Origin of the sequence: Amycolatopsis sp. NPDC050768 (assembly GCF_040654155.1) — a bacterium.
In the GTDB taxonomy this organism is placed as follows: Bacteria; Actinomycetota; Actinomycetes; order Mycobacteriales; family Pseudonocardiaceae; genus Amycolatopsis.
This window is the reverse complement of the sequence record NZ_JBFAHL010000001.1, coordinates 563226-580015: the sequence shown is the minus strand read 5'-3', so window position 1 is coordinate 580015 and position 16790 is coordinate 563226. Positions and strand designations below refer to the sequence as shown.

20 protein-coding genes and 1 tRNA gene are annotated in these 16790 nt (G+C 68.8%); 18 read left to right on the top strand and 3 right to left on the bottom strand.

Annotated elements, in window-relative coordinates:
* Positions 1–14: 14 nt before the first annotated feature.
* On the bottom strand, positions 15–920 hold the full coding sequence (locus AB0H62_RS02925) for a TIGR03619 family F420-dependent LLM class oxidoreductase (RefSeq protein WP_360583729.1): 906 nt from the start codon (positions 918–920) through the stop codon (positions 15–17).
* Between the two features lie 459 nt (positions 921–1379).
* Between AB0H62_RS02925 and AB0H62_RS02920 the strand changes: the two genes are divergently transcribed.
* The 6 genes from AB0H62_RS02920 (at position 1380) to AB0H62_RS02895 (ending at position 5109) form a co-directional block, all read left to right on the top strand.
* Positions 1380–1452 (top strand) — tRNA-Trp (locus AB0H62_RS02920).
* 32 nt (positions 1453–1484) lie between these two features.
* Positions 1485–1919 (top strand): preprotein translocase subunit SecE, encoded by a 435-nt coding sequence (secE, locus tag AB0H62_RS02915; RefSeq protein WP_220246048.1) that lies wholly within the window; start codon positions 1485–1487, stop codon positions 1917–1919.
* A 79-nt stretch (positions 1920–1998) separates the two neighbouring features.
* A complete protein-coding gene (gene nusG / locus AB0H62_RS02910) occupies positions 1999–2910 on the top strand; it encodes a transcription termination/antitermination protein NusG (protein ID WP_220246049.1) in 912 nt (303 codons plus the stop codon).
* 80 nt (positions 2911–2990) lie between these two features.
* The gene (rplK, locus tag AB0H62_RS02905) at positions 2991–3425 is read left to right on the top strand and encodes a 50S ribosomal protein L11 (RefSeq protein ID WP_220246050.1); all 435 of its coding nucleotides are present in this window, start codon (positions 2991–2993) and stop codon (positions 3423–3425) included.
* Between the two features lie 81 nt (positions 3426–3506).
* A complete protein-coding gene (rplA, locus tag AB0H62_RS02900) occupies positions 3507–4226 on the top strand; it encodes a 50S ribosomal protein L1 (RefSeq protein ID WP_220246051.1) in 720 nt (239 codons plus the stop codon).
* Between the two features lie 70 nt (positions 4227–4296).
* Entirely contained in the window at positions 4297–5109 is an 813-nt protein-coding gene (locus tag AB0H62_RS02895) for an alpha/beta hydrolase (RefSeq protein ID WP_360583726.1), read from the top strand.
* Here AB0H62_RS02895 and AB0H62_RS02890 read toward each other — a convergent pair.
* On the bottom strand, positions 5061–5972 hold the full coding sequence (locus tag AB0H62_RS02890; protein ID WP_360583724.1) for a CoA transferase: 912 nt from the start codon (positions 5970–5972) through the stop codon (positions 5061–5063). The genes AB0H62_RS02895 and AB0H62_RS02890 overlap by 49 nt on opposite strands.
* Between AB0H62_RS02890 and AB0H62_RS02885 the strand changes: the two genes are divergently transcribed.
* Positions 5863–6369, top strand: a complete 507-nt coding sequence (locus AB0H62_RS02885) for an IclR family transcriptional regulator C-terminal domain-containing protein (protein WP_360583722.1) — start codon at positions 5863–5865, stop codon at positions 6367–6369. The genes AB0H62_RS02890 and AB0H62_RS02885 overlap by 110 nt on opposite strands.
* Here the strand turns inward: AB0H62_RS02885 and AB0H62_RS02880 are convergent.
* Positions 6296–7132, bottom strand: a complete 837-nt coding sequence (locus tag AB0H62_RS02880; protein ID WP_220246055.1) for a hypothetical protein — start codon at positions 7130–7132, stop codon at positions 6296–6298. The two genes, AB0H62_RS02885 and AB0H62_RS02880, sit on opposite strands and share 74 nt — an antisense overlap.
* 559 nt (positions 7133–7691) lie before the next feature.
* Here AB0H62_RS02880 and rplJ point away from each other — a divergent pair.
* From rplJ to AB0H62_RS02825, 11 genes are all read left to right on the top strand, one after another.
* Positions 7692–8246 (top strand): 50S ribosomal protein L10, encoded by a 555-nt coding sequence (rplJ, locus tag AB0H62_RS02875; protein WP_220246056.1) that lies wholly within the window; start codon positions 7692–7694, stop codon positions 8244–8246.
* A 54-nt stretch (positions 8247–8300) separates the two neighbouring features.
* The gene (gene rplL / locus AB0H62_RS02870; RefSeq protein ID WP_220246057.1) at positions 8301–8687 is read left to right on the top strand and encodes a 50S ribosomal protein L7/L12; all 387 of its coding nucleotides are present in this window, start codon (positions 8301–8303) and stop codon (positions 8685–8687) included.
* 161 nt (positions 8688–8848) lie between these two features.
* Positions 8849–9094, top strand: coding sequence for a hypothetical protein (locus AB0H62_RS02865; RefSeq protein WP_360583719.1), 246 nt, complete (start codon positions 8849–8851; stop codon positions 9092–9094).
* Positions 9095–9290: 196 nt separating this feature from the next.
* The gene (locus AB0H62_RS02860; RefSeq protein WP_255638634.1) at positions 9291–9425 is read left to right on the top strand and encodes a hypothetical protein; all 135 of its coding nucleotides are present in this window, start codon (positions 9291–9293) and stop codon (positions 9423–9425) included.
* Positions 9425–10642 (top strand): ATP-binding cassette domain-containing protein, encoded by a 1218-nt coding sequence (locus tag AB0H62_RS02855; RefSeq protein WP_360583717.1) that lies wholly within the window; start codon positions 9425–9427, stop codon positions 10640–10642. The genes AB0H62_RS02860 and AB0H62_RS02855 overlap by 1 nt, the downstream gene beginning before the upstream one ends.
* Before the next feature lie 41 nt (positions 10643–10683).
* On the top strand, positions 10684–11436 hold the full coding sequence (locus tag AB0H62_RS02850) for an ABC transporter permease (protein ID WP_326838172.1): 753 nt from the start codon (positions 10684–10686) through the stop codon (positions 11434–11436).
* Position 11437: 1 nt separating this feature from the next.
* Positions 11438–12274: an ABC transporter permease gene (locus tag AB0H62_RS02845; RefSeq protein WP_220246059.1), complete on the top strand. Its 837-nt coding sequence runs from the start codon at positions 11438–11440 to the stop codon at positions 12272–12274.
* Entirely contained in the window at positions 12271–13602 is a 1332-nt protein-coding gene (locus AB0H62_RS02840; protein WP_360583715.1) for an MCE family protein, read from the top strand. Before AB0H62_RS02845 ends, AB0H62_RS02840 begins: the two co-directional genes overlap by 4 nt.
* Entirely contained in the window at positions 13599–14630 is a 1032-nt protein-coding gene (locus AB0H62_RS02835; protein WP_220246061.1) for an MCE family protein, read from the top strand. The genes AB0H62_RS02840 and AB0H62_RS02835 overlap by 4 nt, the downstream gene beginning before the upstream one ends.
* On the top strand, positions 14627–15613 hold the full coding sequence (locus AB0H62_RS02830) for an MCE family protein (protein WP_220246062.1): 987 nt from the start codon (positions 14627–14629) through the stop codon (positions 15611–15613). The genes AB0H62_RS02835 and AB0H62_RS02830 overlap by 4 nt, the downstream gene beginning before the upstream one ends.
* On the top strand, positions 15610–16788 hold the full coding sequence (locus AB0H62_RS02825) for an MCE family protein (protein ID WP_360583712.1): 1179 nt from the start codon (positions 15610–15612) through the stop codon (positions 16786–16788). The genes AB0H62_RS02830 and AB0H62_RS02825 overlap by 4 nt, the downstream gene beginning before the upstream one ends.
* Positions 16789–16790 lie beyond the last annotated feature (2 nt).

Here is a 16790-nt window from a genome sequence, read left to right as displayed (position 1 = left end):
TCCGGGTGAGACCCCTACCGGTCCACGGCGGCGCGCAGCTGGTCGGCCAGCTCCAGCGCGTGCTCGACCCCGTCGGCGATGTAGTGCAGGTCCACGAACGCCTCGGTGAACCCCTCGTCTGCGGCACCCTTCAGCGCCGACGCGAGGTCGGTCACCGTCACCACGGGCGTGCCCTCGCGCGGGTTGACGCGCAGCGGACGCCGCAGCGTTGCCGGGTCGCGGCCGGCTTTGGTGGCGGCGTCGGCGATCACCGCCCACATCCGGTGGAGGTACTGCGGGGGCAGCAGCGTCGGGAGCCAGCCGTCGGCGCTCGTTCCGACGCGGCGCAGGGCGCGTTCGGACATGCCGCCGAGCAGGATCGGCGGGTGCGGGTTCTGCGTGGGCCGCAGCCCGACGTGCGACTCCGGGATCTGCCAGCGCTCGCCGTCGTGGCCCGCGGGGTCGGCGGTCCAGAGCGTGCGCAGGACCTCGATCAGCTCGTCGAGGCGCCCGCCACGCCCGGCCCACGGCACGCCGGCGGCGGTGTACTCGTCGCGCAGCCAGCCGAGGCCGAACCCGGCGTCGAGGCGGCCGCCGGAGAGCAGGTCGAGCGACGTGAGCGTCCGGGCCAACAGCACGGGCGCGTAGACGGGCGCCGAGAGCGTGCTCATGCCCAGCCGCGCGGTCTTCGTGGCGCCGGCGGCGGCCGTCAGCGCGACGAACGGGTCGACGAAGTGGATGAACTCCGGCGGGTACGGCCGCTCCGGCGTGCCGCCTCCTGGGTACAGGTCCGAGGGCTCAAGCGGGGTGAGCACACGGTCACCGACCCACAGCGAAGCGTAGCCGAGCTCTTCGGCCGCAGCGGCGAATCCGGCGATGGCAGTGGGGTCGGCGAGCTTGCCGTACTGCGGCAGGGCGAGTCCGAGTCGCAACGCGGTCACCGGGCCTCCTCGGGGACGACTTTTCTTGCGGGGCAACGAAGATCGCGCGTCGAACCGGGGACCTCGCTGGGGATCACCGGATTCTCGGCCGGGGCGCCGGAATTTCCCCGGTGCGGCAAGGTTTTCCGGCGGCTTCCGAAGTGCCTCGCGAGTACGGGATGAACGACCGCGGAATCCGCGTTGACCACCGTGCGGAGGGTTGTTTCCCGATTAATCGCGGACGGGCGCATGCGGCCATCCTGGCACGGCTCGGCGGCGCTCGCCGGTCACGTTCCCGGCGCGCTGGAGCAGGGACTCGGGGGGTCGGTGCGGGGGCACCCGACTAACGAGGGGGGCGCGGTTGCGGGCCTCGATCCGGCTTGCCGTAGACTTCGGAACTCGGAACGCACTACGGTCATCCCCGCCGGATGGTGGGGACGATGGAATGCGTCCTCCGGAGCCTGGGTGACCAGGTTCCACAGGGGTGTAGCTCAATTGGCAGAGCAGCGGTCTCCAAAACCGCAGGTTGCAGGTTCAAGTCCTGTCACCCCTGCGTACGGGTACTGGTGGAGCGGAGGAGTGGTCGTGAGCGACAGCGACGCCAGCGGCGAGCACGAGCAGGACGAGTCGGGCAAGAAGCCCGGGGTCGAGTCCCGCCCGGCGACCGCCGCGGCTCGGCGTGAGCGCCGCGCTTCCGCCCGCCCGTCCGGCAAGTCCGAGGCGCGTTCGGGCGGCACAAGGCCGTCCGGCAAGGCGGGCGACAAGGTCGCGAAGCCCGCCGACGCCAAGGGCGCGCCGACCCCGAAGCGGGACCAGAAGCCGAAGAAGGCGTCGCCCTTCGCGCGGATCATGCGGTTCGTCCGCGAGGTCTGGGCAGAGCTGCGCAAGGTCATCTGGCCCAACCGCAAGCAGATGGTCACCTACACCGCGGTCGTGCTGGTGTTCGTGGTGTTCATGGTGGCCCTCGTGAGCGGCCTCGACCTGGCCTTCAAGCAGGTCATCGGGCTGGTCTTCGGCTGAGGCCGGAGGCGCGCGCCACCGTGCGCCGCGCGGGCCGGCCTGCCCGAGCCCGGCAAGTGATCAACTGAGAGGACGGAACGTGACCTCCGACAACGGCACAGAGGCCGGTCGCGACCTGACCGAGCTTTCCGACGAGCAGGTGCACGCGGCACTCGGCGACGAGGAGTCCGCTCACCTCGAGCCCGTCGAGGTGCCCGACGCCGGCGAAGAGGTCGACGCAGCCGTCGAAGACAGCGCTGACGAGAGCGCCGACGACGAAGCCGACACCGAGGCTGACGACGCCGACACGGCTGACGACACCGAGGCTGACGACAGCGTGGCCGACGCCGTGGCCGACGAAGCCGCCGAGTCCGAGCCGGCCGCCGAGTCCGACGACCCCGTCGCCACGCTGCGCGCCGAGCTGATGGCCGCGCCGGGCGAGTGGTACGTCGTGCACAGCTACGCCGGGTACGAGAACAAGGTCAAGACGAACCTCGAGACCCGTACCACGACGCTGGACGTCGAGGACTACATCTTCCAGATCGAGGTTCCGACCGAAGAGGTCACCGAGATCAAGAACGGCCAGCGCAAGCAGGTGCAGCGCAAGGTGCTGCCCGGCTACATCCTGGTCCGGATGGATCTGAACGACGCCTCGTGGAGCGCGGTGCGCAACACGCCGGGTGTCACCGGGTTCGTCGGCGCGACCTCGCGCCCGTCGCCGCTCACCGTGGACGAGGTGCTGAAGTTCCTCGCGCCGCAGGTCGAGAAGGAAGCCCCGGCGAAGGCCGGCAAGGGCGAGGCCGCCGCGGCGTCGACGCCGTCCGGTGGCGGCGCTGTCGAGGTCGACTTCGAGATCGGCGAGTCGGTCACCGTCATGGACGGCCCGTTCGCCACGCTGCCCGCGACGATCTCCGAGGTCAACGTCGACGGACAGAAGCTGAAGGTCCTGGTGTCGATCTTCGGCCGGGAGACCCCGGTCGAGCTCTCGTTCACCCAGGTCTCCAAGATCTGACGGTCGGGAATACCGACCGGCAGTCCCCGCGTACTGGCAGGTGTGCGGGGGACTCACGTCAGTAAGAAGGACACAAGGTAATGCCACCCAAGAAGAAGAAGCTTGCGGCGATCATCAAGCTGCAGATCAAGGCCGGTGCGGCCAACCCCGCGCCGCCGGTCGGCCCGGCGCTGGGCCAGCACGGCGTCAACATCATGGAGTTCTGCAAGGCCTACAACGCCGCGACCGAGTCGCAGCGCGGGGACGTCGTCCCGGTCGAGATCTCCGTGTACGAAGACCGGTCGTTCGACTTCAAGCTGAAGACGCCGCCGGCCGCCAGGCTGCTGCTCAAGGCCGCGGGCGTGGAGAAGGGCTCCGGCGAGCCGCACAAGACCAAGGTCGCCAAGGTCACCTGGGACCAGGTCCGCGAGATCGCCAAGACCAAGGAGTCCGACCTCAACGCCCACGACATCGACCAGGCGGCGAAGATCATCGCCGGTACCGCCCGCTCCATGGGCATCACGGTCGAGGGCTGAAGCTCCTCAAGCAACACCGTGGGAGAGCCAGTGCTGGCTCGTCACCACACTGATCCGTTTTGACTAAGTAAGGACAGAAGCATGACCAAGCACAGCAAGGCCTACCGCCAGGCTGCCGAGCTGATCGACAAGGAGCGTCTCTACGCTCCGCTCGAGGCCGCGAAGCTGGCGAAGGAGACCTCCAAGACCAAGATGGACGCGACCGTCGAGGTCGCGATGCGTCTCGGTGTCGACCCGCGCAAGGCCGACCAGATGGTCCGCGGCACCGTGAACCTGCCGCACGGTACCGGTAAGACCGCTCGCGTCATCGTCTTCGCCGTCGGCGACAAGGCCGCCGAGGCCGAGGCCGCCGGTGCGGACGCGGTCGGCACGGACGAGCTGATCGAGCGCATCCAGGGTGGCTGGCTCGACTTCGACGCCGCCATCGCGACGCCGGACCAGATGGCCAAGGTGGGCCGCATCGCCCGCATCCTCGGCCCGCGTGGCCTGATGCCGAATCCGAAGACCGGCACGGTGACCCCCGCGGTCACGAAGGCCGTGCAGGACATCAAGGGCGGTAAGATCAACTTCCGCGTCGACAAGCAGGCCAACCTGCACCTCGTGATCGGCAAGGCGTCGTTCGACACCGAGAAGCTGGTGGAGAACTACGCGGCCGCGCTGGACGAGATCCTGCGGGCCAAGCCGTCGTCGGCGAAGGGCCGCTACGTCAAGAAGATCACCTTCACCACCACGATGGGCCCGGGCATCCCGGTCGACCCGCTGCGGACGCGCAACCTCCTCAGCGAGGACGCGGCCGTCTGAGTCGCACATCACGCGAAAGGGCGGTCACGCAATGTGCGTGGCCGCCCTTTTTTCGTGTCTCATGGACACTATGCCGACGACGACGTTCACCGCTCCCGACGGGCTCCGCCTGAGCTACACGGTGTGGGAGGGCGACGGCCGGCACCGTCGCCCCGTCGTGCTCCAGCACGGCTTCGCGGCCGACGCGCAGGTGAACTGGGTCGGCACCGGTGTCGTGCGCACCCTGGTCGAAGCCGGGTTCACCGTGATCGGCCTCGACGCCCGCGGCCACGGCGCGTCGGACAAACCGCACGACCCGGCCTGCTACGGCCAGGACGTGATGGCCCGCGACGTGTCCGCCCTGCTCGACGAGCTGGGCCTCGACGAGGTCTCCCTCGCCGGCTACTCGATGGGCGCGATCGTCGCCCTCATCGTGGCCACCAAGGACAAACGCGTGCGCTGCCTGGCCACCGGCGGCATCGGCGCGGGCATCATCGACTTCGGCGGCGTCGACACGCGCGTGGTCGAGCCGGAACAGCTCGCCGACGGCCTCCTCGCCGACGACCACGCCGACGTCCCCGCCCAGGTCCGCCCCTTCCGCCGCCTCGCCCGCCGCACGGGCGGCGACGTCGACGCCCTGGCCGCCGTCCTGCGCGCCTCACGCCGCACGTCCATCCCCCTGACCGAGATCACCGTCCCCACGCTGATCCTCGCCGGCGAACGCGACCAGCTCGCGGCCCAGCCTGAGCGCCTCGCCATCGGCATCGCGGGCGCCCGCCTCGTGCGCGTCCCGGGCGACCACATGACGGCCGTCGCGGACCCCGCGTTCGCCCTGGCACTGGCCGACTTCTTCGCCTACGCGGACACGGGGGAGACGAGGTTCGCGATCTCCTCGCGGGCGTAACCGAGCTCAGCGAGCAGCTCGCTCGTGTGCTCACCGCGCGCGGGCGTGTGGCGGCGCACTGACGGCGGCGTGTCGGAGAGGATCATCGGCGGCCCGACCTGGCGGTACGTGCCCTCCGTCGGGTGCTCGGCGAGCGAGACGAGGCCGCTGCCCGTGTAGTACGGGTCGGTCTCCACGTCTTCCAGCTCCAGCACCGGTGCGAACGGGATGGACAGCTCGGCGCAGATCTTCTGCCACTGCGCCGTGGTCTTTTCGACGGAGAGCTTGCCGATCTCGTCGTACAGCTCGCCGTAGTTCTTCGCGCGGCTGGCGGGGTCGCCGAACCGCGGGTCGGTGGCGAGGTCTTCGCGGCCGGCGGCGCGGAAGAAGTCGGCGATGTTCTTCTCGGTGTAGGGCAGGACGCAGGCCCAGCCGTCGGCCGTCCGCACGGCCTGGTGGCCCTCGGTCATCGACCGGTTGAAGCCCATCGGGCCGATCGCAGGCTCGAACGTGTGGCCGGCGAGGTGCTCGACGAGGTTGAACGCCAGCATCGTGTCGGCCATCGGCACCTCCACGCGCTGGCCGCGGCTGGTCGTGCGCTGGTGCACCACGGCGGCGAGCACGGAGTAGACGATGGTGAGCGCGCACAGCTTGTCGGCGAGGATCGTCGGCGCGTAGGTGGGCTTGCCGGTCGCGCGGCGCATCAGGTCGGCCATGCCGGAGGACGCCTGCACGATCTCGTCGTAGGCCGCGAGTCCGGCGCGGTCGGAGTCGGTGCGGAAGCCCTGGGCGTTGCAGTCCGAGCTGAGCGCGGCCGCCGGGTGCGCGGCACTGCTCGCGGTGCAGGTCGGCGACAACGCGGTGTACGTCGACTGGGCCGGCACGGACGAGCCGTTCGACTACGCGCTCTCCCGGTCCCTTCGCTCCGCGCTCCCGCGTACGGCGGCTGGGCGCGTGTTGCTCGCTTCGCTACCTGAGGCCGACCGCCGTGCGGTGGTGGCGCAGGAGCCCGACACCCGCGCGGGCGTCGATCTCCTCGCGGAGGCGGCGGAGATCCGTGCGCAGGGCTACGCCGTGGTCGACTCCGGGCACGCCATGGAGACGATGGCCGCGGTGGCCGTGCCCGTCACGGAGTCGGGGCGCGTGGTGGCGGCCGCGGCGCTGGCCGCACCGTCCGAAGTGGTCGCTGCGCGGCTGCCTGACCTGGTCAGGTCGTTGGAGGAGTGGAGTTCGAGGCTGACGGGGGCCCGCACTTCTCCGGACCCGGCGAGTGGCCCGTGATCAGCCACTGACCTTTGTCCACTTGGGACACGGTGAACACGCCGAGTGCCGGGCCGCCGGCGATGGTGTAGTCGCAGGAGTCGATGGTCACCACGCCTGCGGGCGGGGCGCCGGAGACGTACGAGGGCAGCGATTCGGCGTAGTCGTTCTGGTTGGTGACCTGCGCGTGCAGCTTCTCGACCGCCACCTTGCAGTCGGGCTGGCCGACGTCCTGGGCGAACTTGGTCTGGACGGGCTCGTCGAACCGGCCGCACGCGTCTTCGACCCGGCCCTGCGCGATGTTGTGGAAGACGAAGCGGACGGCCTCGTACGGGTTCGTCGAGAAGATGTGGTTCGTGTGGTAGGTCCCGCCGCCCTCGGCCGCGATCTGGGCGGAGGACTTGCCGTCGTCGCTGGGGAAGTAGTGGCGGTAGGCCCACGTGGCGGCGATACCGAGGATCACCAGCACGATCACCCACCCCAGGATCTTCCCGCCGAGGCGCTTGAGCCAGCGGGGGACCGGGCGGCGACGGCGGGGTTCCTCGTACGGCGCCAGCGCTCCCGGCGGCCCCGGAGGTACGGGTGGCTGCCGGCCCGGCTGAGTCTGCGGCTGGCGGGAGCCCGCGGGGACCAGGCCGGCGTCGGGTGTTGGTGCCGGTTGGTTGCCTTGCTGGGCTTGGGTGAAGCGGAGGTAGTCCTGGAACTGCTGGAACTGGCGGAACTGTTCCAGCTGCGCGGCATCCAGCGGTGGTTCGCCCGAAGCGGGCTGGGACGGCTGGGGCAACGCAGGAAGGTGCGAGGACTCCGTGGCGGCCGGTGAACTCGACGGCAACTGCGGAACCCCAGCCACCGGAGGCTGCTCCGCACCCGGCCACTGCCCAGAACCCGACTGCCCAGAACCAGACTGCCCCGATGGCTGCGGCAACCCGCCCGGAACCGGTTGCGTGCCGTCGGCAGGTCGGGGGCCGGGGCCGGTGGGGTTGTCCGGCTGTCCGTGATCACGCTGCTCCGCCACGTCACCAATGATGCCCGCTCGCCGGCGAATCCCCGAGTCCGGGCGGCTTGTCGCTGGTCAGGCAGGGGGGTGGGCGAAAGGCCGGAAACCCTTCACGTATAGTTGTCGACGGTTCTACCGAAGACCGCTGGTTTTCCGAGTGCTCCACGGCGCTCGGAACGAAGGTCCCGCGAGATGAGCGGGCGGCCCGCGCAGGAGGAACGAGGTTCGGCTCTCCCTCAGGGGAATCGCCGTGTAACGCCCCGTGCTGACTGCGCGTGGGCGTTTTTTCGTCTCAGAGGGCTCTCGAAGGACCAGTGGAATCCACTAGCCAAGAGAGGAGGCGACCATGGCGAAGCCCGACAAGGTGGCGGCCGTCGCCGAGATCGCGGAGAGCTTCCGCAGCAGCTCGGCCACAGTCGTTACCCAGTACACCGGCCTCTCCGTGTCCCAGCTGTCTCAGCTGCGCCGCGCTCTCGGCACCAGTGCCAAGTACCGGGTCGCGAAGAACACCCTCGTGAAGCGTGCCGCCGAGGACGCCGGTGTCCAGGGTCTGGACGACCTGTTCGTCGGTGCCACCGCGATCGCCTTCGTCGAAGGTGAGCCGGTCGACGCCGCGAAGGCGCTTCGCGACTTCGCGAAGGACAACAACGCGCTTGTCATCAAGGGCGGCTACATGGACGGCAAAGCGCTGTCCGTGGACGAGATCGCGAGGATCGCCGATCTCGACAGCCGTGAGGTCCTGCTCTCCAAGGCAGCGGGCGCGTTCAAGGCGAAGCTGTCCCAGGCCGCCGCGCTGTTCCAGGCGCCGGCGTCCCAGGTCGCCCGCCTGGCTGCCGCGCTGGAGGAGAAGCAGCGCAACGCCACCGGTACCGAAGCAGCCGAAGCACCCGCCGAGAGCTGATCCACCCCCACCCCGAACGTCGAGTTCGTTCGTTTTTTCTGAGAGGAAGCCATCATGGCGAAGCTGAGCACCGCCGAGCTGATCGACGCTTTCAAGGAGCTCACCCTTCTTGAGCTGTCGGACTTCGTGAAGGAGTTCGAGACCACCTTCGACGTCACCGCCGCCGCCCCGGCCGCCGTCGTCGCCGCCGGCCCGGTCGGCGCCGCCCCGGCCGCAGCCGAGGAGCAGGACGAGTTCGACGTCGTCCTCGAGTCCGCCGGTGACAAGAAGATCCAGGTCATCAAGGTCGTCCGCGAGGTCGTCTCCGGTCTGGGCCTGAAGGAGGCCAAGGAGCTGGTCGAGGCCGCTCCCAAGGCCCTCCTGGAGAAGGTCGACAAGGAGGCCGCTGCGGCCGCCAAGGAGAAGCTCGAGGCCGCCGGCGCCAAGATCACCATCAAGTGATCCCGGGCGCGCAAGCGCCTACCGCACCACCTCGTGAAGGGGCGGGCATCCACTCGGATGCCCGCCCCTTTCCTTTTGATCACGACGCGTAACAGTCAAGCCAGGCAGAGCGGCTTCCCGTGCGGCACACCGCCACCCACCGCGATCAGAAGGGCCGCTCCATGACCGACGACACTGCCGCCTTGCCGCGCTACTTCTCCACCAGCGACCTCCACCCTGAAGAAGTCCAGAAGCGACTCAAGGAATCCGCCGAAGCGGGCCAGGACCAGGCCTACGTGCAGCACCTCCTCGTCGAACTGCTCGCCCAGCAGGTCGCCACCCGCCGCTACGTCCTCGTGCTCACCACGATCGCCGTGCTCGGCGTCGTCGCGTCCGTGATCTGCGGAATCGTGATCGCGTCCAAGTGACCGAAGCGAATCACTCGATCACGTCGAGTTCGTCGTCCGTCTGTTCCGTTTACTCCTGTTAGCCCGACGGAGTGAGGGCGTTTGGGCCATCTGGATCTGCGCCCGGGAGTGACGTGCACTACCGTGCTGCCAGCGGTCACCGGACAAGGCCACGAACGGGTGAGGTGCTCACCGGCCTCGCCAGGCCGGAAAACTGGTGAGTAACCTGTTCGCACTCAGCTCGTTGCACCTGGTTGACGCGGAGATCGCGGCGCGCATCGGCGCGGGCTCCGCTGCCAGTCGCGGCGGGGCGGCGGTGCGCGACGACGCGGAACAGCTCCTGGAGGTGTGATGGGCGCCGAGGTGGTCATCGAAGGTCTGACGAAGTCCTTCGGAAGGCAGACCATCTGGCGGGACGTGACGCTGACGCTGCCCCCGGGTGAGGTGTCCGCGATGCTCGGCCCGTCGGGAACCGGCAAGTCGGTGTTCCTCAAGTCCATGATCGGCCTGCTGAAGCCCGACAAGGGCCGCTGCGTGATCAACGGCGTGGACATCGTCACGTGCTCCGAGCACAAGCTCTACGAGATCCGGAAGCTCTTCGGCGTCCTGTTTCAGGACGGCGCGCTGTTCGGGTCGATGAACCTCTACGACAACGTCGCCTTCCCGCTGCGGGAGCACACCAAGAAGTCCGAGTCCGAGATCCGCCGCATCGTCCAGGAAAAGCTGGAGATGACGGGTCTGGCCGGCGCGGACAAGAAGCTGCCCGGCGAGATCTCCGGCGGTATGCGCAAGCGCGCCGGCCTCGCGCGGGCGCTGGTGCTCGACCCGCAGATCATCCTGGTCGACGAGCCGGACTCCGGTCTGGACCCCGTGCGCACCGCGTACATCTCGCAGCTGCTCATCGACCTCAACACGCAGATCGACGCGACGATCCTCATCGTCTCCCACAACATCAATCTCGCGCGCACGGTGCCCGACAACCTGGGCATGCTGTTCCGCAAGGAGCTCGTGATGTTCGGCCCCCGCGAGGTGCTGCTCACGAGCGACGAGCCCGTGGTCGAGCAGTTCCTCAACGGCCGCAAGCGCGGTCCCATCGGCATGTCCGAGGAGAAGGACACCGCCACGATGGCGCGCGAGGAGGCCGAAGCCGCCGCGGGGCACTCCGACGGCTCGCCCGACGAGGACATCCGCGGCGTCGTCCCGCAGATGCAGCCCAGCCCCGGCCTGCCGGAGCGCGCGGGCGCCCGCCGCCGGATGGACCGCGTGATGCGGATCCTCCACACGCTCCCGCCGGCCGCGCAGGAGGGCATCATCGAATCCCTGAGCCCGGAGGAGCAGCGGCACTACAACGTCCAAGCGAACGTGCACGCCGCCCACGCGCCGGCCCGTCACCCGGGCCCCGAGGACACGCAGCAGATCCCCCGGATCTCCGACCGTGGCCCCGTGGCGAACCAGCACCAGGGCCAGCTGCCCGCCGACCAAGTCGCCCGGATCCCCGGCGGCTCCGGCCCGCGAGGGCCAGGCGGCGGCTACTCCGGTCCCGGCGGCAACGGGCCGGGTGGCGCGTGAGCTCGAACGCAGCACCGGCGAGGAAAATCCCCGGGCACGGCATGCTCCGCGAGACCGGGAACCTGTTCGCCCTCGGTCTCGACATCATCCGCGGCATCTTCCAGCGCCCGTTCCAGCTGCGGGAGTTCATCCAGCAGGCCTGGTTCGTCGCCAGCGTCACGATTCTGCCGACGGCGCTCGTCGCGATCCCGTTCGGCGCGGTCATCTCGCTGCAGTTCGGTGCGCTCGCGCGTCAGCTCGGCGCGCAGTCCTATACCGGCGCCGGTTCCGTGCTTGCCACGGTGCAGCAGGCCAGCCCGCTCGTCACGGCGCTGCTGGTGGCCGGCGCGGGCGGCAGCGCGGTCTGTGCCGATATCGGCGCTCGCACCATCCGCGAGGAGATCGACGCGATGGAGGTGCTGGGCGTCTCCGCGGTCCAGCGCCTGATCGTGCCGCGCACGCTCGCGATGATGCTCGTCGCGCTTTTGCTCAACGGCATGGTCAGCGTCATCGGCGTGCTCGGCGGTTACTTCTTCAACGTCGTGCTCCAGGGCGGCACGCCCGGCGCCTACCTGGCGAGCTTCTCCGCGCTGGCGCAGCTGCCCGACCTCTGGGTCGGTGAGCTCAAGGCCCTGATCTTCGGCTTCATCGCCGCGGTCGTGGCGGCCTATCGAGGCCTGCACCCCAGCGGCGGCCCGAAGGGCGTGGGCGACGCGGTGAACCAGTCGGTGGTCATCACGTTCCTGCTGCTCTTCGTCGTGAACTTCGTGATCACGCTGATCTACCTGCAGATCGTGCCCGGAAAGCTGGACTGACATGACGTTCATCTCGGGTGCCAAGCGCGTCGCCCACCGTCCACTGGAGACCCTGGACACCCTGGGCGACCAGATGTCCTTCTACGGCCGCGCGCTTCTGTGGACACCACGCACGCTGCGCCGCTACATGAAGGAAGTCCTTCGCCTGCTCGCCGAGGTGAGCTTCGGGTCCGGCTCGCTCGCGGTCATCGGCGGCACGGTCGGCGTGATGGTCGGCCTGACGCTGTTCACCGGTGTCCTCGTGGGCCTGCAGGGTTACTCGGCCCTGAACTCCATCGGCACCTCGGCGTTCACCGGCTTCCTCACGGCGTTCTTCAACACCCGCGAGATCGCACCGCTGGTCGCCGGCCTTGCCTTGAGCGCCACGGTCGGCGCCGGCTTCACCGCGCAGCTCGGCGCCATGCGGATCTCCGAAGAGATCGACGCGCTGGAAGTCATGGGCGTGCCGAGCCTGCCGTACCTGGTGACCACGCGGATCATCGCCGGGTTCGTGGCCGTGATCCCGCTCTACATCATCGGCCTGCTGAGCTCTTACCTCGCCTCACGCCTGGTGGTCATCTACATCTACGGCCAGTCAGCGGGTACCTACGACCACTACTTCGACCTTTTCCTACCACCGCAAGACGTTCTGTACTCGTTCATCAAGGTGCTCATCTTCAGCATCTTGATCATTCTTTCGCACTGCTACTTCGGCTACCGCGCCTCCGGTGGGCCGGCCGGCGTGGGCGTGGCCGTGGGCCGCGCGGTTCGCCTTTCCATCGTCACGGTTTCGATCGTGAACTTCTTCATCGGTTTCGCCATCTGGGGAACCGACGTCACGGTGAGGATTGCGGGATGATCACACTACGGCGCAGGCTCTTGGGCCTGCTGCTCGTGGCGCTGCTCGTGGGAGGTGTGGCCCTGAGCATCGCCTTGTACAACAAGGCGTTCACGAAGTTCGTCACGGTGAAGCTCGAGGCCGACAGCATCGGCAATCAGCTGCTGGAGCAGTCGGACGTGAAGGTGCGCGGCCTGATCGTGGGGTCGGTCAAGACCATCGCGGCCACCGCCGACGGGGCCGAGCTCACGCTGGACCTCCAGCCGGACTACGTGAAGCTGATCCCGGAGAACGTCTCGGCGCGCTTCCTGCCCAAGACGCTCTTCGGCGAGCGCTACGTCTCGCTCGAGATTCCGAAGAACCCGTCGGCCAAGACGCTCACCGACGGCGACGTGATCCCGCAGGACCGCACCTCGGGCGCGATCGAGCTGGAGCAGGCGCTGGAGCACCTGATGCCGGTGCTGCAGGCGGTGCAGCCGCAGAAGCTTTCGAGCACGCTCACCGCGATCTCCACCGCGCTGCAGGGCCGGGGCAAGCCGCTCGGCGAGACGCTCTCGCAGCTGGGCGACTACATCGGCAAGCTGAACCCGCACGAGCCGCAGCTGCAGCACAACCTCAAGGCGCTGGCGGACTTCTCCGACAACCTGAGCGCGTCGGCGCCGGACCTGGTGCAGAGCCTCGACAACCTGAGCACGACCACCCGCACCGTGGTGGACGAGCAGCAGAACCTCGCGAGCCTCTACAGCAACCTGACCGCGGCTTCGCAGGATCTGCAGTCGTTCCTGGAAGCCAACTCCCAGAACATCATCAGCCTCGCCGACACCGCGCGGCCCACGGCCGAGCTGCTCGCCAAGTACGCGCCGGAGTACCCGTGCGTGATCGGGCAGATGTCGAAGCTCGTGCCGGTCGTCGACAAGGCGCTGGGCAAGGGCACGAACCAGCCCGGCCTGCATGCGACGATCGAGGTGGTCGTGAACCGCGGTCCCTACAAGGCGGGTCAGGACGAGCCGCGGTTCGAGGACAAGCGCGGCCCGCGCTGCTACGACCTCAAGAACCTGCCGAACCCGTTTCCTCAGGCGCCGCCGGACGGCGCGTTCAAGGACGGCACGACCCACACGACGGCACCCAATTCCCACAGCACCGGCGTGAACCCGGGCAACTTCCTCGCCGACGCCGCGGGCCTCGGCGGCGGCACGAGCGGGGGTGACCCGGCGTACTCGAGCGCGGAGAACGAATTCCTCGGCCAGCTCGTGTCCCCGCAGGTCGGGATGCCGGAAGGTGACTTCCCCGGCTGGGGCTCGCTGCTCGTCGGCCCGCTGTACCGGGGCGCGGAGGTGACGGTGAAGTGAGGGGACTGGCCGCACCGCTGATCAAACTGTCGATCTTCGTGGTGATCACCGTGCTGTTCACCGCCGTGCTCGGCATCAGCATCGCGAACATCAACACCACCAGCACCAAGGACTACTCCGCGCGCTTCACCGACGCGACGTTGCTGCTCAACGGTGACGACGTCCGCATCGCCGGCGTCCGCGTGGGCACGGTGAAGGACGTGAAGATCGTCGACAAGCGCCAGGCGCAGGTCGACTTCGAGGTCGACGCCGGACGGCAGCTGCCGGCGGGTGTCACCGCGCAGATCAAGTTCCGCAACCTTGTCGGCCAGCGCTACCTCTCCCTCGGCGAGGGCAGCGACACCTCCGGCAAGACGCTGCCCCCGGGCGGCTCGATCCCGCTCGAACGCACCACACCCGCGCTGGACCTGACCGAGCTGTTCAACGGGTTCAAGCCGCTGTTCACCGCGCTGAACCCCGACGACGTCAACAAGCTCTCGTACGAGGTCATCCAGGTCCTGCAGGGCGAGGGCGGCACCGTCGAGAGCCTGCTGTCGCACACCGCTTCGCTGGCCACCACGATCGCCGACAAGGACAAGGTGATCGGCGAGGTCATCGACAACCTCAACTCCGTGCTCGACACGGTCAACGCGCACACGCCGCAGCTGAGCGACCTGATCGTGAAGCTGCAGCAGCTGGTGTCCGGCCTTGCCGCCGACCGCAAGCCCATCGGCGACGCGATCGACAGCCTCGGCAACCTGGCCCAGACCACCGCCGGCCTGCTCGGCGACGCGCGCCAGCCGCTGAAGGACGACATCAGCGCGCTGGGCGACCTGACCACCAAGCTCAACAAGAACGAGCCGACGCTGGAGCACTTCATCCAGTTCCTGCCGCAGAAGGTGAGCGCGCTGACCCGCACCGCCGACTACGGCTCCTGGTTCAACTTCTACGCGTGCGAGGTCAAGGGCAACGTCGCCCTGCCGCCGCTGATCAACGAACCGATCGACGTGCCGCTGCTGCCGTCCAACCGGGAGAGGTGCAGCGGATGAAATCCTTCCAGAAGCGCAACCCCGTCCCGATCGCACTGGTCGGGCTCGCGGTGCTCGTGCTCGGCTTCGTCGCCGCGCTCAACTCCGACGACCTGCCGGTCATCGGTGGCGGCACGACCTACAGCGCCGAGTTCTCCGAGGCCGCCGGGCTCACGACCGACAACGACGTGCGCATCGCCGGCGTGAAGGTCGGCAAGGTCTCCGAGATCAAGCTCGACGGCGCCAGCGTGAAGGTGTCGTTCAAGGTCAAGGACGCCTGGCTCGGCGACAAGACCTCGGCCGCGATCAAGATCAAGACGCTGCTGGGTCAGAAGTACCTGTCGCTCGACCCGCAGGGCGTCGGCACGCTCAACCCGGGCCAGCCGATCCCGCGCGACCGCACGATGTCGCCCTACGACGTGCTCGATGCGTTCCGCGGCCTCTCGCAGACCGTCGACGACATCAACACCGACCAGCTCGCGCAGAGCTTCGACACCATCACGCAGACCTTCGCCAACACGCCCGAGGACGTGAAGGGCGCGCTCTCGGGCCTGTCGAAGCTGTCGGACACGATCGCCTCGCGCGACTCGCAGCTGTCGAACCTGCTGGCCAACACCCGCGAGGTGTCGCAGACGCTGGTCGACCGCGACGCCGAGGTGCAGAAGCTGATCACCGACGGCAACCAGCTGCTCGACGAGATCTCCAAGCGCGAGCAGGCCATCACCGCGCTGCTCGACGGTTCCAAGGAGCTCGCCACTCAGCTGCAGGGCCTCGTCGACGACAACGACAAGCAGCTCGACCCCGTGCTCACGCAGCTGGACCAGCTGACGTCGATGCTGCAGCGCAACCAGGACTCGCTCGCGCAGGGCATCGCGAAGTTCGCCCCCTTCGTGCGCGTGTTCACCAACACCATCGGCACCGGGCACTGGTTCGACAACTACATCTGCGGCCTGGTGGCGCCCTCGATCGGCCCGCTCAACCAAGAGGGGTGCTACACGAAATGAGTGACACCCGGTTCGGCCAGTCGCTCCTGCGCGGCGCGTCCGTCGCCGTCGTCCTCGCGCTCGTCATCGCGGGCGGACTCTGGTGGACGCTCAAGGACGCGGGGCGCAACCACCTCACCGCGTACTTCTCCGGCGCTGTCGGCCTCTACGAGGGCAACAGTGTGCGGATGCTCGGCGTCGACCTCGGCACGGTCACCAAGGTCCAGCCCATGGGCAACCAGGTGCGCGTGGACTTCGAGTACGACCGCTCGGTGCCGGTGCCTGCCGACGCGAAGGCGCTGATCGTCTCGCCGTCGCTGGTCAGCGACCGCTACATCCAGCTCGCGCCCGCGTACACCGGCGGCCCGAAGATCTCCGACGGCGCCGTGATCCCGCTCAACCGCACCGAGGTGCCGCTCGAGGTCGACCAGCTCGCCGCGAGCCTCGCGAAGGTGAGCGAGACGCTCGGCCCCAACGGCGCCAACAAGAACGGCTCGCTGTCGGACCTGCTCAACACCGTCGCGAAGAACGTGGACGGCAACGGCCAGGCCCTGCACGACACGATCGCCAAGCTCGGCCAGGCGTCCGGCACGCTCGCCGGCAACAAGGACGACCTGTTCCAGACCGTGCAGAACCTCGGCCAGTTCTCGCAGACGCTGGTCAACAGCGACGGCCAGGTGCGCCAGTTCGAGAGCCAGCTCGCCGACGTGAGCGGGTACCTGGCGGGGGAGAAGGACGACCTCGCCGCCACCGTGCAGCAGCTGAGCACCACGCTGCAGTCGGTGCAGACCTTCATCGAGCAGAACCGCGGCCGGCTCAAGTCCAATGTGGACAAGCTGGCCGGCGTCACCAAGGTGCTCGTGGACCAGCGCAGCGCGTTGTCGGAGATCCTCGACGTGGCGCCGGTGGCGCTGTCGAACCTCGTCAACGTCTACAACGGCTCCGCGGGCACGCTCGACGCGCGGCCGAACCTCAACGAGCTCACGCAGCCGCCGCTGGTGATGGTCTGCAACCTGCTCAAGCAGACGCCCGACGCGCTCAAGCTGCTCGGTGACACGTGCGGCTCGATCGCCGGCGTGGTCGACGGCGCGGTGCCGCTGCCCTCGACGGCGCAGGTGGTGCAGGCCATGTCCAACGGCAAGCTGCCGCCACTGCCGCTCCCGCTCGCGGGCCAGGTCTACGGGACGGGGAGCTGAGC